Here is a 13853-nt window from a genome sequence, read left to right as displayed (position 1 = left end):
CTCGGGCGTGTCTTCGATCCGCTGGACGGCAGCCTCGTCCTCGGGGCCCTGCGCCGGCAGCGGCACGTCGCCCTCGTCCAGCAGCGCCATCTGGGTCGTCGCGGCCTCCAGCTCTTGAACCGGCGCCTCATCCACGCGCGCCTCGGTCGCGCCAGCCGGGTTCGACATCAGCTCGCCCCACGGGCGATCCTCCTCCGTCAGAGGCTCGGCCCCCGGCGCCAGCCGCACCTGGTCCACGGGACCAGAGGCCGACCCCACGGCCGCGATCTCGTTCACCTGCAAACCCTGGTGCGGCGCGGTCATCCCGCCCGGCTCTTCGGGGGCGACGCGAAAGGCGCCTTCCAGCGCCTCGATCACCGGAACGCCGCTGACGTCGCGCACCAACAGCTGATAGCCCCAGACGCACATGCCGGCGACCAGCCCCAGCGACACCATCGCACCGGCTGCATTCACCAGCTTCTGCGCCTTCGCACCGCGACCCATGGAACGCCCGAGCTCTGCCGGCTCGTCATACACGTAATCCGTCATACTGCCTCGCGCCGCGGCACCGCACATGGGGCACCGCGTCCTTTTTGTCCTGCCTCGGTCGCCCGCAGCGTGCGCGTTGTCAGCGCATCTCTTCGACGGGCGTCACGCCAAGAATACCAAGGCCGGCCGCAATCACAACGGAAACGGCCAGCGGCAGAGAAATCTTGCCCGCTGTCGCCTCTGGGTCACTATCCTGCAGGAACCGCAACGAGTGATCGTCATCGCCCTTGTTCCAGAGCGAGTTGAAGACCTGCGCCAGCTCGCCAAGATAGAAGGCGATTCGATGGGGCTCGTGCCCCGTCGCCGCGATCTCCACCAGGCGCGGCCATTCGGCCAGCTTCTGGGCCACGGCGACCTCGGCCGGGTCGGTCAGACGCGGCGCGCCGGGTGCGACGCCCATGGCATCCGCCTTGCGCATCACTGACCGGATCCGGGCGTGCGTGTACTGCACGTACCACACCGGATTCTCGCGGCTTTCCTCGACCGCCTTGGCGAAATCGAAATCCAGCGGAGCGTCGTTCTTGCGCGTCAGCATCAAAAACCGCACCACGTCCGGCCCCACCCGATCGACCACGTCGCGCAGGGTCACGAACGTCCCCGCCCGCTTGGACATCTTGAAGGGCTGCCCGTTCTCGTAAAGCTTCACCAGCTGGCACAGCTTGACGTCCAGCGGCACCCGCCCGTCCGACAGCGCCGACACGGCCGCCTTCATCCGCTTGACGTAACCGCCGTGATCCGCGCCGAACACGTCGATCAGCTGATCGTAGCCGCGTTCGATCTTGTCCCAGTGATAGGCGATGTCGGGCGCGAAATAGGTCCAGGCCCCGTCCGACTTCATCACCGGCCGGTCCACGTCGTCGCCATGCTCGGTCGATTTGAACAGCGTCTGCTCGCGCGGCTCCCAATCCTCGGGCAGCTTGCCCTTGGGCGGCTCCAGCGTGCCCTTGTAGATCAGGCCCTTCCCGTCGAGCGCCTTCAGCGCATCCTCGATCCGGCCCGTCCCGTAAAGCGACTTCTCGCTGAAGAAGCTGTCCATCTTCACGCCAAGCGACGCAAGGTCCGCCTCGATCAGCGCCATCATCGCCTTGGTCGCGAAGCCCCGCACCTCTTCCAGCCAGACCTCTTCGGGCTCGCCCACATAGGCGTCGCCCACCTCGCCCTTCAGCGCCTCACCGACAGCTACAAGATAGTCCCCCGGATAGGTGCCGTCCGCGAACTCGACCTCCTGCCCGTGCGCCTCGAGGTAACGCAGATAGACACTGCGGGCGAGTACATCGACCTGCGCGCCGCCGTCGTTGATGTAGTATTCCCGCGTCACGTCGAAGCCCGCGAAGGCCAGCAGGTTGCACAGCGCGTCGCCGAACACGGCCCCCCGCGTGTGCCCCACATGCAAGGGGCCGGTCGGGTTGGCCGAGACGTATTCGACATTGACCTTCTGCCCGGCGCCCAGCTTCGAGGTGCCGAAACCGACCTCCTGCGCGCGCACGACCACGTCCGACCACAGCGCACCCGACAGCCGCAGGTTCAGGAAACCCGGCCCCGCCACCCCAGCACTTTCGACGCTGTCCAGCGCCCCCAGCCGCACGGCCAGCTTGTCGGCAATGTCGCGCGGCTTGGCGCCAGCAGGCTTGGCCAGCACCATCGCGGCATTGGTCGCCATGTCGCCATGCGCCGGATCGCGCGGCGGTTCGACCGCCACGTTGTCGAAGGACAGCCCCTCCGGCAGCTCGCCCGCGCGGACCATCTCGTCCAAGGCAGAGATGACGTGGGCGCGCATATCGGCGAAAAGGTTCATGAGGGCCTCCAGGGTGAACGTGCGCGGTCTAAACCCGCCCCCGAGGGGCGTCAACGCCGCTCACCTTGCACGCGTCGCCGGTGCCGCGCATCCTGACGCCATGCAGGACCTCCCCCCGATCGGCTTCCGCGAAGCCACCCGCCCCGACCTTCCCGCCATCGTCGCGCTCCTGGCCGAGGACGACTTCTGGGCCGGGCGCGAGATCACCGATCCGGCAAGGTTCGAGGCCGCCTTCGATGCAATCGCCGGCAGTTCCACCCGCCTCTATGTCGGCGAACAGGGTTCCAGGATCGTCGCGACCTACCAGTTGATCCTGATCCGCGGCCTGTCCTCGCGCGCCGCCCTTCGCGCACAGATCGAGGCGGTCCGCGTGGCCTCGCCCCTGCGCGGCCAGGGCATAGGAGCCCTCTTGATGGAGGATGCCGAAGCACACGCACGCGCCGCCGACGCCACGCTGATGCAATTGACATCTGACGCGCGCCGCCCCGACGCGCACCGCTTCTACGTCCGGCTGGGCTATGCGCAGAGCCACGCAGGCTTCAAGAAACCGCTCTGACGCAGCCTCGCTTCGGTCCTGATCCGGCTGAAAGACCTCTTCGATCGCAACCCGAAGAGGCCCGACACGAAAGGCTCGGGTCGTGACGCCCGGAACTGCACCTTGGTGCAGCCGATTCATGCGGTGAACGGGCGGCTGACCACGCTGCGGATGCACACCGCCGGCACCACCGGGCTGAAAGAGATCAAGATCATGCCGACGCCGCCTGCAAGAAACCCTTGGACACGAAAAGCAGCAGCGCCCAACCCGGCTCCGACAAGAAGCGATCCACGCGACGGCGCAAACTGGACTGCGTGAACGCCTGTCGTCGTACGACCGGCGAAGGAAGCACGAAGCTCCTGTCGGCACCGCGCCTCGCTCGCGCCGGGGCGTCTGCCGCGCAAGCCTCAGATGTCGAAGACCACGACCTCGCGGCCATCGGCCCGCAGCCCGACTTCGCCGTCGATCAGCCGCAGCGCATCGCGCCCGAACACGACGTTCCGCCAGCCCCGCAGCGCCGGCACGTCGCGTTCGCCCGCGGCGATCTGGTCCAGCTCGGCCGATGTCGCGATCAGCTTCTGCGCGACGCCCGCATCCTCGGATTTCGCCTTCAATAGCACCCGCAGCAGGTCGGCCAGCGCCGGGTTTACCTGAAGCTGGTCGCGTCCCCGGTCGGTGGCCGGATGGTCCTTGGGATCGGACTCGAGCCCCCGCTTGACGGCGGCAAGGATGCCGTCCGCGATCTCGCCCTTGCGCGCCTCGCGCAGAAGAAGGCGCGAGCGGCCAAGGTCCGCCTCGGATTGCGGCTTGGTCGAGGCCAGCTCGACCAGCGCATCGTCCTTGAACACCCGGCTCCGCGGCACGTTGCGCGCCTGCGCATAGCCCTCGCGGAATGCCGCAAGCTCCTTGACGATCGCCAGGAACTTGCCCGAGTTCGTGCGCGTCTTGATCCGCTTCCACGCCTCTTCGGGGTGGACCTCGTAGGTCTTGGGATCGGTCAGGATGGCCAGCTCTTCCTCGACCCAGGGCGTCCGCCCGGTCTTCTTCAGCTCGGCCGCCAGGTATTCGTACACGTCGCGCAGATGCGTCACGTCGGCCAGCGCGTAGGCCTTCTGCGCCTCCGTCAGCGGGCGCCGCGACCAGTCGGTAAAGCGCGAGGACTTGTCGATCTGCGCCTTCGCGATCTTCCTGACCAGCGTCTCGTAGCCCACCTGCTCGCCGAACCCGCACACCATCGCCGCCACCTGCGTGTCGAACAGCGGCGCCGGGATCACGTTGCCGTCGTGCCAGAAGATTTCGAGGTCCTGCCGCGCCGCATGGAACACCTTCACCACGCTCTCGTCCCGGAACAGCTCATAAAGCGGCTCCAGCGACAGGTCCCCCACCAGCGGATCGACCAGCACCGCGCCCTCTTCGCCCTCGCCCGGAACGGCCAACTGGATCAGGCACAGCTTGGAATAATACGTCCGCTCGCGCAGGAACTCGGTATCGACGGTGATGTAGGGGGCGCTACGGGCGGCATCGCAAAAGGCCGCAAGCGACGCTGTGTCGGTAATCGTGATCAAACGGACCTCCGCGGGGCTGATCCTGCCCTGATATGCGCCGCGGGCGTGGAAGAAAAGACCGCCCTCTTCACCACCGCCCCCATCTGCGCCATACCCGACCCAAAGCACACGAGGGACCCCATGCACGACATCCGCACGATCCGCGACAATCCCGACGCCTTTGATGCCGCGATGGCCCTGCGCGGGGTCCCGAACGCCTCCGCCCCCCTCCTGGCCCTGGACGAAGCCCGCCGCGCCGCCATCCACGCGTCAGAGACGGCCAAGGCCCAGCAGAACGCCGCCTCCAAGCAGGTCGGCGCCGCAAAGGCCAGCGGCGACGACGCCGAGTTCGAACGCCTCCGCGCCGAGGTCGCCCAAAAGAAGGCCGAGGTCGCCGACCAGGAACAAGCCGCCCGCGAAAAGGACGCCGAGCTGATCGCCCAGCTCATGACCCTCCCCAACGTCATGGCCCCCGACGTCCCCGAGGGCACGTCCGAGGACGAAAATGTCGAGATCAAGCGCCACGGCGAACCCACCCCGATCCCCGGCGCCAAGGAACATTACGACCTCACCGCCGACATCGACTTCGAGACCGCCGCCCGCCTCTCCGGCTCCCGCTTTGCGCTGATGCGCGGCCAGATCGCCCGCCTCCACCGGGCGCTGGCGCAGTTCATGCTCGACACCCACGTCGACCAGAACGGCCTGACCGAGATCATCCCCCCCGTCCTCGTCAAGGACGAGGCGATGCGCGGCACCGGCCAGCTTCCGAAATTCGCCGAGGACAGCTACCAGACCACCAACGGCTGGTGGCTGATCCCCACCTCCGAGGTGCCCCTGACCAACATCGTCGCCGATCAGACCCTCGCGGAATCCGACCTCCCCAAACGCTTCACCGCCCACACCCTCTGCTTCCGGTCCGAGGCCGGCAGCGCGGGCAAGGACACCGCCGGCATGCTCCGCCAGCACCAGTTCGAAAAGGTCGAGATGGTCTCGATCACCCACCCCGACACCTCCGACGAAGAGCAGCTGCGGATGCTTGCCTGCGCCGAGGGCATCCTCGAGGCGCTGGGCCTGCCCTACCGCACGATCAAGCTCTGCACCGGAGACACCGGCTTCGGCGCCCGCCGCACCTTCGACATCGAGGTCTGGCTGCCGGGCCAGAACCGCTACCGCGAAATCAGCTCGGTCTCGAACTGCTGGGACTTCCAGGCCCGCCGCATGAACGCCCGCTTCAAGCCCGAAGCGGGGGGCAAACCCCAATTCGTCCACACCCTGAACGGCAGCGGAGTAGCCGTCGGCCGCGCCCTCATCGCCGTGCTAGAGAACGGCCAGCAGCCGGACGGGTCCATCGTGGTGCCGGAGGTGCTGCGGGGGTATATGGGAGGTGTTGAGACGCTGTAGCAAACTTCTCTTGCCATAGCTCCAATCAGCTTCTCTTATGCGCTGTAGTATCAAAGGGAGGTGCTATTATGCTATTCTCCGAATGCTTCGAAATCGATGTTAGGGGCGATGAACCGTGGTTCGATCCCTTGCTGATTCTCGACACAAAGCTATACATTGATCCGTTCCTCATATTTCAAAATGAGTTCGGCCCATTCGATGGCGCACACCAAGAGATCGTGGATTTTTACGACACCGCCTTTAGGCTGGTTGCCCGCGCCGGAGAAGCCAAGGAACAGCCATATTGGAATAAAGCAATTTCCATACTTGGCACTCCGGAGGTTGAAGAACTTTGTTTGGGAGTGACCGCTGCCGGCACAAGAGGTGCCGGGGCAGGAAGTGGCAAGGCTAGGCTGATTGCTGAAGCGATTAGAAAAGCAGTATTACACGGCCTTGCTCAACCAAAACACTTTGAGACTCTTCAGCTTTTTCAGGAAGGTATCGCCGAAGATACAATCTCGGATGCTGTAGGAAACATCCTGCGCCACCGTTTTGCTTCCTACACCCAAAAGATATGTGAAGACTACGAGATAGAGACCGTAACTGTGCCGCACCATCGCGGTAGATTCAACTCCGATAGGAACCGCTGGGAGAAAATCGACGTCCAAGCGCCGGTAAATCCTCACAACGGAAAGCAGATCCTCTTGGTACCCAAAGAGTACCTAAGGCCAATGCCAACATTAAACCCGGATTCATATTGGGGGTTTTGTTATCAGCAAAAGGCCGAAGAGATGAGAATGGAACTGGGCGAGGAGATTGGCCGGCACGTCAACAAGGATGTAATTTTAGAGCTGGCTCTTGAGCAGTATGGAACGGTAGAAGATTTTGTCGCTGCGATAGAACGCATTGGCGGCGCTCCGTACGACATCGAGAAAGACCCGAAGGGGCTAATCCAGTGGTACTATGCTTCGCGAGATTTCGCGGCTAAAAACCCAGTCGCGCTGTCATTCGCAGATGAGAAAGAGTTCCACTCGTTTATTGACAACTTGATATCCATTTTCAAAAACTACGTTGAAAATCAGGGCGGATGGGAGCTCCTATTCAATGACGACGGTCGTCCGAAGAGTGAAAGCGCTTGCCAGCGACTCTTTCTGGGTATTGTACGTCAATACTGCATCGCCAACAACATAGATCTTTCTGCAGAGGTTAATATTGGCAGAGGGCCAGTGGACTTTAAGACGAGTCGGGGCAGCAAATTTTGCGCCCTGATTGAGCTGAAGTTGGCCAACAACTCAAAATTCTGGTCGGGCCTCAAGAAGCAGCTACCGAAGTACCTAGCAGCAGAAGAAGTTAAGGCAGGACGATTTCTCATAATTGCCTTCAATGAATCTGATGTAATGCGCTTAAACTCTATATATGATCGGATATCCGTGATAGCTCAGGAAACAGGTTATGAAATAACGCATGAAGTTGTGGACGCAGTTTTTCGACCGCCATCCGCGTCCAATTTATGACTCCTGCAATCCCCCTCCTCGCCTTCGCCGCATCGCCGCTGCTGACCGGCAGCTTCGGCGGGTTCGGCCCGAACGCCTACCCCGTCCCGCAACAGGAACCGCCCGTCACCCCAGCGGCTATGCCTTCTCGATCTGGGGGCTGATCTACCTGGCGCTGGTCGCCACGGCATCATCGGCCTGCGCCGCGGCGATGACTCCGACTGGACCCGAACCCGAGCACCCCTCGCAATCAGCCTCGCCGTCGGCGCCATCTGGATCCTCGTCGCCAAGGCCTCGCCCGTCTGGGCGACATTCCTGATCCTGATCATGCTGACGGGCGCCCTCGTCGCCCTGCGCCGCGCAGGCCCGTCCGACCCGTGGGCACTGTCCACCCCGCTCGGCCTCTATGCCGGCTGGCTCACGGCGGCGAGCGCCGTCAGCCTCGGCCTCCTCGCCGCAGGATACGGGCTGGTGGGCGGCACCGCCGCCGCCCTCGTCGCACTGGCCCTCGCCCTCGCCGTGGGTCTGGCAACCCTCCGCACCCGCCCCGGCCTCGCCTACGCCGCCGCCCTCGCCTGGGCCTTCATCGGCGTCGCCGTCCGCAACTGGGGCGATTCGACGACCCTCACCGCCCTCGCAGCCGTTGCCGCGGCGGGCGTTCTTGCGTGCGCAGGGGTCCTACGATCCTCTCACAGGACTCGCACATGACTCCCACGCGTTTCGCACACTTATTTCAAGTGCTTGCGAAGCCGCGACGGCGTCGATTTCGTCTTCCCCTTGTACGGGTTCTGATCGGCCTGAGACCGCATCCAAAGCCGGATCGGAGTCCCCGGCATATCGAAATCCACCCTCAACCCGTTTACGAGGTATCGGCTGTAAGCCTCTGACATCTCTTTGGGATTCGAGCACATGACCACGAATCCCGGCGGCCGCGTCTTCGCCTGCGTCATGTACCGCAGCTTGATCCGCCGCCCCCCCGGAGCCGGGGGTGGATGCGCCTCGACCATCGCCCCAAGCCATTGATTCAGCTTGGAAGTTGTCACGCGCCGGTTCCACACGTCATGCGCTTCCAGCACCGCATCCTTCAGCCGATCCAGCCCCTTCCCGGTCTTCGCCGACACGGTCACAAGCTTGACCCCCCGCAGCTGCGGCAAAAGACGTTCACAAGCCTCTCTAAGCGCCAGAATTTTCTCGTTTTTCTCCGATTCCGCGTCCCACTTGTTGACCGCAATCACGACCGCCCGGCCTTCCCGTTCCGCAAGGTCCGCAATCCGCAGATCCTGCTGCTCGAACGGTATGGCGGCGTCCAGCAGAACCACCACCACCTCGGCGAACTTCACGGCCCGCAACCCATCGGAAACGCTAAGTTTTTCCAGCTTCTCCTGGACCTTCGCCTTCTTGCGCATACCCGCCGTGTCGAAGATCCGCACCGGCAACCCGTCCCAATCCAGCCGGACCGAGATCGCATCACGCGTGATCCCCGCCTCCGGGCCAGTCAGCAGACGATCTTCGCCGAGCAACCTGTTGATAAGCGTGGATTTCCCGGCATTCGGCCGCCCGACCACGGCCACCTGGAGCGGCTTTTCGAGCGTCGGGACCCGCGGACCTTCGTCGGGCTCGTCGTCCGAAACATCCACGTCCGTCTCAGGCGCGGTCTCGGCCACCCGCTCTTCGGCTTCCGCAGCCAGAGGCCTGAGGATGCTGTACAATTCCGGCATGCCTTCGCCGTGCTCGGCCGACAGCCTCAGCGGCTCGCCCAGCCCGAGCGCGTAGGCCTCGAGCAGCCCCGCCTCGGCCGCGCGACCCTCGCACTTGTTGGCGGCAAGGATGACCGTCCCGGCCTTGCGGCGCAGGATCTCGGCGAACACTTCGTCCACCGCAGTCACCCCAACGCGGGCGTCAATCACGAAGAGACAGGCGTCCGCCATCTCGACCGCGCGTTCGGTCAGGCGCCGCATCCGGCCTTGGAGGGAGTCGTCCGTCGCGTCCTCAAGCCCGGCCGTGTCGACCACGGTGAATCGAAGGTCGCCGAGCTTGGCGTCACCCTCGCGCAGGTCGCGGGTGACGCCGGGTTGGTCGTCGACCAGCGCCAGGCGCCGCCCGACGAGCCGGTTGAAGAGGGTGGACTTGCCAACGTTGGGCCGTCCGACGATGGCAAGAGTGAAGCTCATGGGCGGGCGCTCCGTTTGATCAGAGGCCGCCCTTTACCGGACGGCTCAGCGGAAGGCCAGAAGCTGGCCCTCCTCGCTCACGACATAGAGCGTCTGACCCGCGACAACCGGGTTCGTCGTCGCTCCGCCAGGCATCTCTACCTCGGCCACCTGTACGCCCGTCACCGGGTCGAAGGCGCGAAGCCGGGCATCGGACGACGCGACCCACAGGCGGCCACCGGCCAGCACGGGGCCGTAATGCTTGAACACGGCCTTGCGGCGGCCGACGAGGTTGCGCTCGAAAAGCGGCAGGGGCGTATCCCAGATCCGCTCTCCGGTCGAGGCGTCGAGGCGGATCAACTCGTTTTGGTCGCTGACGGCGAAGACCGAGCCGCCGGTGACGACGACGGGCGACATCGCGCCGTCCTCCGCGCTCCACAGACGCTCTCCCGAGGTCAGGGCGAAGGCATTGATCCGGCCCGAAGGCGAGCCTGCATAGACCGTCTGCCCGTCAATCACCGGATCACCCGAGATGTCCGTGATCCCGGCATACACCCTGCCCGCCCGCGAGCCTGCGACGCTGGTGGTCCAGCGGCTTGTGCCGCCCGACAATACGCCGCGCAGTTCGCGGCTGGCATAGGGGAAGACGACCATACCGTCCGAGACGGCCGGCGCCGCGCCGCCCGCGACACCCGTCGGCGCAGGCGTGCCGGTCTCGGTCCACTGAACGCGGCCGGTCGCCGCGTCGATGGCCCAACCCGTCGCGTCCCGCCCGACAATGTAGACGGTGCCGCCGCTGACCGTGGGGGCCCCCGCCGCCGCAGCTCCCAGGTCCTGCACCCAAATACGCTGACCGGTGGCAGCATCGAGCGCCAGAAGTTCGCCATAGGCGGTCGAGACGTAGAGCGTCCCGTCGGAGACCGCGAGGCCCGTGCCCGTCGCGCCGCCATCAGCCTCGCCGACGGGGATGACGCTGGCGGACCACAATGGCTGGCCGGTCAGCGAGTGCGCCATCACGCGGGCGCGGCTGTCGATGGTGAAGATGCGCCCGTCAGCCACGACCGGATCGGCAAAGATCCGGTGGCGGCGATCCTCGGCGCTGCCGATCGAGGCGGCAAAGCGCAGGCTCGGATTCGGTGCGAGTGCCGCGTGGGGCAGATCGTGGTCCGGGGCATAAGCCTTGTGCGTCCAGTCCTGCGCCGCCACCGCCGCCGGCAGCGACAGCGGCACCGCACGATCGACCGCGACCGACGTTTCGTCCTCGCGCAGGTCCATCCGTTCGCCCAGAAGGATCTCTTCGCGGTCGCCGCAGCCCTGCAGCACCAGAAGCGCCGCGCCGAGTGTCAGCCCGATCCGCGTCATCATCAAAGTCCCCTTATCCCTCGGCCGTCTCGAGCGACCCGCCGAGCGCGACAATCAACTGCCGGGCTCGGGCTTGCAAGTCTCGCGTCGCGGCACCGTCTTCGAGGATACCGCGCAGCGTTTCGATCGCGTCGGACGTCTCGCCCGCGCGCATTTCGGCAATTGCCTGCTGTTCAAGCGCCAGAAGGCGGTAAGGCGCGCCGGGAATCGTCAAGGGCTCGACCATGTCGATAAGCTCCTGCGGCTCGGCACGATCCTGCCGCAGCATCGCGGCCTTCAGCGTCGCAAGCTCGCGGTAGAGCGCAGGGATCGACGCGTCGTCGCTGATCTGCATCAGCACGTCGAGCGTCTGCGCCTCGGCCTCGTCCGTTTCGAGCGTGTCGGCCGCCAGCATCGCCAGAAGCGCCTGCCGCGTCCCCTCGGCGTCGATTGCCAGCAGAGCCTCACGTCGCGCTTCGGGCGTTTCAGCGTCCAGGGCAGCGACGATCGCATCCCCGAAGGCGCGCGCCTCAGTCCGTTCGGCGCTGCGCCTCCATTCGACATAGGCCGCCGCCGCGACAAGCAGCACGACAGCCAGGATCGCGATCCAGCCATAGCGGCGCAGAATGGCGAACAGCCGGTCGCGCCGAACCTCTTCCGAGACCTCGTCGATGAAACTGTCGGTGTTGCTCACCCTGGACCTCTTCCGCCGCTGTCGACTGCGTCTTAGCGCGGCAATACGCGAAACACCACAGGGCCGGAAACCGCCTTTCGACCATTCGCGTGACGAAAATGCGCAGGCCTCACGGGGTCAGGCGACCTCGTCCTCGTTCGCCTGGCGGCTCCAGAGCTGGGCATAGCGGCCGCCCCGCGCCAGGAGCGCCACGTGCGATCCGCGCTCGACGATCCGGCCGCCTTCGAGGACCGCGATCTCGTCGGCGTCTACCACCGTCGACAGTCGGTGCGCGATCACCAGCACTGTCCGCCCTTGCCCCATGGCGCGTAGTTCGGTCTGAATGCCGGTTTCCGTTTCGGTATCCAAAGCCGAAGTCGCCTCGTCCAGCAGCAGGATCGGCGGGTCCTTCAGTAGCGTTCGGGCAATCCCCACGCGCTGCTTTTCGCCGCCCGACAGTTTCAGGCCGCGCTCACCCACTTGGGTGTCGTAACCCTCGGGCAGGCTGGCGACGAAGTCGTGGATGGATGCCGCACGCGCCGCCGCCTCGATCTCGGCCTGACTCGCGTCGGGGCGACCGTAGGCGATGTTGTAGCGGATCGTGTCGTTGAACAGCACCGTGTCCTGCGGGACGACCCCGATCGCGGCATGAAGGCTCTCCTGGGTCACCGCCCGCAGGTCTTGTCCGTCGATCCGGATCGCGCCGCCGCCGACATCGTAGAAGCGAAAGAGCAGCCGCCCGATGGTCGACTTCCCACCGCCCGATGTCCCCACAAGCGCCAGCGTGCGTCCCGGCGGAATGGTGAAGGACACACCGTCCAGCACCTTTCGATCCCCGCCATAGCCGAAGGTCACGTCGTCCAAGACGATCTCGCCGCCGCGGACCTGCAACGGGCGCGCATCCGGTGCATCCCGCACTTCGGCCGGTTGTTCGAGCAGCGCGAACATCTGCCCCATGTCGACAAGCGCCTGCCGAATCTCGCGATAGACCGTGCCGAGGAACCCCAGCGGCACGGTGATCTGGATCATGTAGGCATTGACCATGACGAAGTCGCCCGTGGTCAGATCCCCCGAGGAAACGCCCGCCGCCGCCATGGCCATGACCCCGACGAGGCCCACCGTGATGATCAGCGCCTGCCCGAAATTGAGCGCCGCCAGCGAATACGAGGTCCGCAGGGCGGCGGTCACGTAGCCTTCCATCGCGGTGTCGTAGCGGTTCGCCTCGCGCCGTTCGGCACCGAAATACTTGACCGTCTCGAAGTTCAGCAGCGCATCCATGGATTTCTGCGCGGCATCGTTGTCCTGCCGGATCATCTCGCGCCGGATGCGCACCCGCCATTCCGTCACCGAGAAGGTGAAGGCGACGTAGGCCACGATCGTCGCCGCCACCACGGCCAGGTACCGCCAGTCGAACACCACGGCGAGAATCACGCCCACCATCGCAAGCTCGAGCACCAGCGGCCCGATCGAGAACAGCAGGAAGCGCAGCAGGAACTCGACGCCCTTGACGCCCCGCTCCATGATCCGCTGGAGCGATCCTGTCCGCCGCTGCACGTGGTAGCGTAGGGACAGGCGGTGGATATGCTCGAACGTCTCGAGCGCGAGCGTCCGCAGCGCCCGCTGCCCGACCGCCGCGAAAAGCACATCGCGCAACTGCTGAAAACCGGTGTTCATCGCCCGCGCCACGCCGTAGGCGATCGTCAGCCCGATCGCCCCGGCGCCAAGTGCCCAGGAAGGGTTCGCCCCCGCCTCGCCCGCCAACGTGTCCACCGCCGCCTTGAAGAAGAACGGGACCGTTACGGCGACGAGCTTGGCGACGACAAGCGCCGCCATGGACAACACCACGCGAAGCCGCAGGGCCGGCGCATCCTTGGGCCACAGGTACGGCAGGACGCGCGTGACGATGCCAAGGCCTCTCGCCTCGCGGTCCGCTTCCGTGAAGTCTGTTGACCTGGGGGACATGCCCCTTCGATTACCCGGCGCTCGTCGGTTTGACCAGAAGGGCCGCGCCGGTCAGTCCGGCACCGCGAAGATCTGGCCCGGATAGATCAGGTCAGGGTTGCGAATCTTGTCGGCGTTCGCCTCGAACACCCGGACGAAGGACAGCCCATCACCGTAGTTGCGCTCGGCAATGGCCCAGAGGGTAAAGCCGGGCTGCACGGTCACGCGGCGGACGCCGTCCTCGACCAAGCCGCGCAGGGCATCGAGGGAGGCAGCCGATTCCGGGCGGAACGGCGTTTCGGCGCGCGCGACTACTTCACCCTCCGCGTTTAGCTGATCCACGCGCAGGCTGTAGGTCCGTTCCTCCAGTGTCGGAAGATCGAGCCGCCATTGCCCGTCCGAACCGCTCCGCACGGCGTCGAGCGGTCGATTGTCGAGATAGGCGCGCACCGACGACGTCTGCGGCGCGCGAC

The 13853-nt window shown here is 65.4% G+C and carries 11 protein-coding genes and 1 pseudogene; 4 read left to right on the top strand and 8 right to left on the bottom strand.

Going from position 1 to position 13853, the window contains the following annotated elements; all coding sequences use genetic code 11:
- Positions 1-528: pseudogene (locus tag ACFDS3_RS16030) on the bottom strand (SPOR domain-containing protein); the annotation flags it as partial.
- A 79-nt stretch (positions 529-607) separates the two neighbouring features.
- Positions 608-2323 carry an arginine--tRNA ligase gene (argS, locus tag ACFDS3_RS16025; protein WP_375263362.1) on the bottom strand — a complete coding sequence of 572 codons (1716 nt, stop codon included), beginning with the start codon at positions 2321-2323 and terminating at the stop codon, positions 608-610.
- A gap of 100 nt (positions 2324-2423) precedes the next feature.
- Between argS and ACFDS3_RS16020 the strand changes: the two genes are divergently transcribed.
- Positions 2424-2879 (top strand): GNAT family N-acetyltransferase, encoded by a 456-nt coding sequence (locus ACFDS3_RS16020; protein ID WP_375263361.1) that lies wholly within the window; start codon positions 2424-2426, stop codon positions 2877-2879.
- Positions 2880-3265: 386 nt separating this feature from the next.
- Here the strand turns inward: ACFDS3_RS16020 and rnd are convergent, their stop codons facing one another.
- The gene (gene rnd / locus ACFDS3_RS16015; RefSeq protein ID WP_375263360.1) at positions 3266-4423 is read right to left on the bottom strand and encodes a ribonuclease D; all 1158 of its coding nucleotides are present in this window, start codon (positions 4421-4423) and stop codon (positions 3266-3268) included.
- A 120-nt stretch (positions 4424-4543) separates the two neighbouring features.
- On the opposite strand from rnd, the gene serS reads away from it, so the two are divergent.
- The 3 genes from serS (at position 4544) to ACFDS3_RS16000 (ending at position 7983) form a co-directional block, all read left to right on the top strand.
- Entirely contained in the window at positions 4544-5803 is a 1260-nt protein-coding gene (gene serS / locus ACFDS3_RS16010) for a serine--tRNA ligase (RefSeq protein WP_375263359.1), read from the top strand.
- Positions 5804-5871: 68 nt separating this feature from the next.
- Positions 5872-7296 carry a hypothetical protein gene (locus ACFDS3_RS16005; protein WP_375263358.1) on the top strand — a complete coding sequence of 475 codons (1425 nt, stop codon included), beginning with the start codon at positions 5872-5874 and terminating at the stop codon, positions 7294-7296.
- A gap of 306 nt (positions 7297-7602) precedes the next feature.
- A complete protein-coding gene (locus ACFDS3_RS16000; RefSeq protein WP_375263357.1) occupies positions 7603-7983 on the top strand; it encodes a hypothetical protein in 381 nt (126 codons plus the stop codon).
- Positions 7984-8003: 20 nt separating this feature from the next.
- Here the strand turns inward: ACFDS3_RS16000 and der are convergent, their stop codons facing one another.
- The 5 genes from der to ACFDS3_RS15975 all read right to left on the bottom strand — a co-directional run.
- Entirely contained in the window at positions 8004-9446 is a 1443-nt protein-coding gene (gene der, locus ACFDS3_RS15995) for a ribosome biogenesis GTPase Der (protein WP_375263356.1), read from the bottom strand.
- 45 nt (positions 9447-9491) lie between these two features.
- The gene (locus ACFDS3_RS15990) at positions 9492-10790 is read right to left on the bottom strand and encodes a PQQ-binding-like beta-propeller repeat protein (RefSeq protein WP_375263355.1); all 1299 of its coding nucleotides are present in this window, start codon (positions 10788-10790) and stop codon (positions 9492-9494) included.
- Positions 10791-10800: 10 nt separating this feature from the next.
- Complete coding sequence (locus ACFDS3_RS15985; protein ID WP_375263354.1) at positions 10801-11460, bottom strand: hypothetical protein; 660 nt, start codon at positions 11458-11460, stop codon at positions 10801-10803.
- A 117-nt stretch (positions 11461-11577) separates the two neighbouring features.
- Positions 11578-13401: an ABCB family ABC transporter ATP-binding protein/permease gene (locus tag ACFDS3_RS15980; protein WP_375263353.1), complete on the bottom strand. Its 1824-nt coding sequence runs from the start codon at positions 13399-13401 to the stop codon at positions 11578-11580.
- A gap of 51 nt (positions 13402-13452) precedes the next feature.
- On the bottom strand, positions 13453-13853 hold a 401-nt coding region (locus tag ACFDS3_RS15975; RefSeq protein WP_375263352.1), incomplete at its 5' end, for a LysM peptidoglycan-binding domain-containing protein.

This window comes from Palleronia sp. (assembly GCF_042089775.1).
In the GTDB taxonomy this organism is placed as follows: domain Bacteria; phylum Pseudomonadota; class Alphaproteobacteria; order Rhodobacterales; family Rhodobacteraceae; genus Palleronia.
This window is presented reverse-complemented; position numbering and strand designations above follow the sequence as displayed.

What these genes read in the sequence shown, in the direction of transcription:
- ACFDS3_RS16020 (WP_375263361.1), top strand. Translation starts at nt 2,424, where the DNA reads ATGCAGGACCTCCCCCCGATCGGCTTCCGCGAAGCCACCCGCCCCGAC.
- ACFDS3_RS15980 (WP_375263353.1), bottom strand. Translation starts at nt 13,401, where the DNA reads ATGTCCCCCAGGTCAACAGACTTCACGGAAGCGGACCGCGAGGCGAGA.
- der (WP_375263356.1), bottom strand. Translation starts at nt 9,446, where the DNA reads ATGAGCTTCACTCTTGCCATCGTCGGACGGCCCAACGTTGGCAAGTCC.
- ACFDS3_RS16005 (WP_375263358.1), top strand. Translation starts at nt 5,872, where the DNA reads ATGCTATTCTCCGAATGCTTCGAAATCGATGTTAGGGGCGATGAACCG.
- serS (WP_375263359.1), top strand. Translation starts at nt 4,544, where the DNA reads ATGCACGACATCCGCACGATCCGCGACAATCCCGACGCCTTTGATGCC.
- ACFDS3_RS15990 (WP_375263355.1), bottom strand. Translation starts at nt 10,790, where the DNA reads ATGATGACGCGGATCGGGCTGACACTCGGCGCGGCGCTTCTGGTGCTG.
- argS (WP_375263362.1), bottom strand. Translation starts at nt 2,323, where the DNA reads ATGAACCTTTTCGCCGATATGCGCGCCCACGTCATCTCTGCCTTGGAC.
- ACFDS3_RS16000 (WP_375263357.1), top strand. Translation starts at nt 7,603, where the DNA reads ATGCTGACGGGCGCCCTCGTCGCCCTGCGCCGCGCAGGCCCGTCCGAC.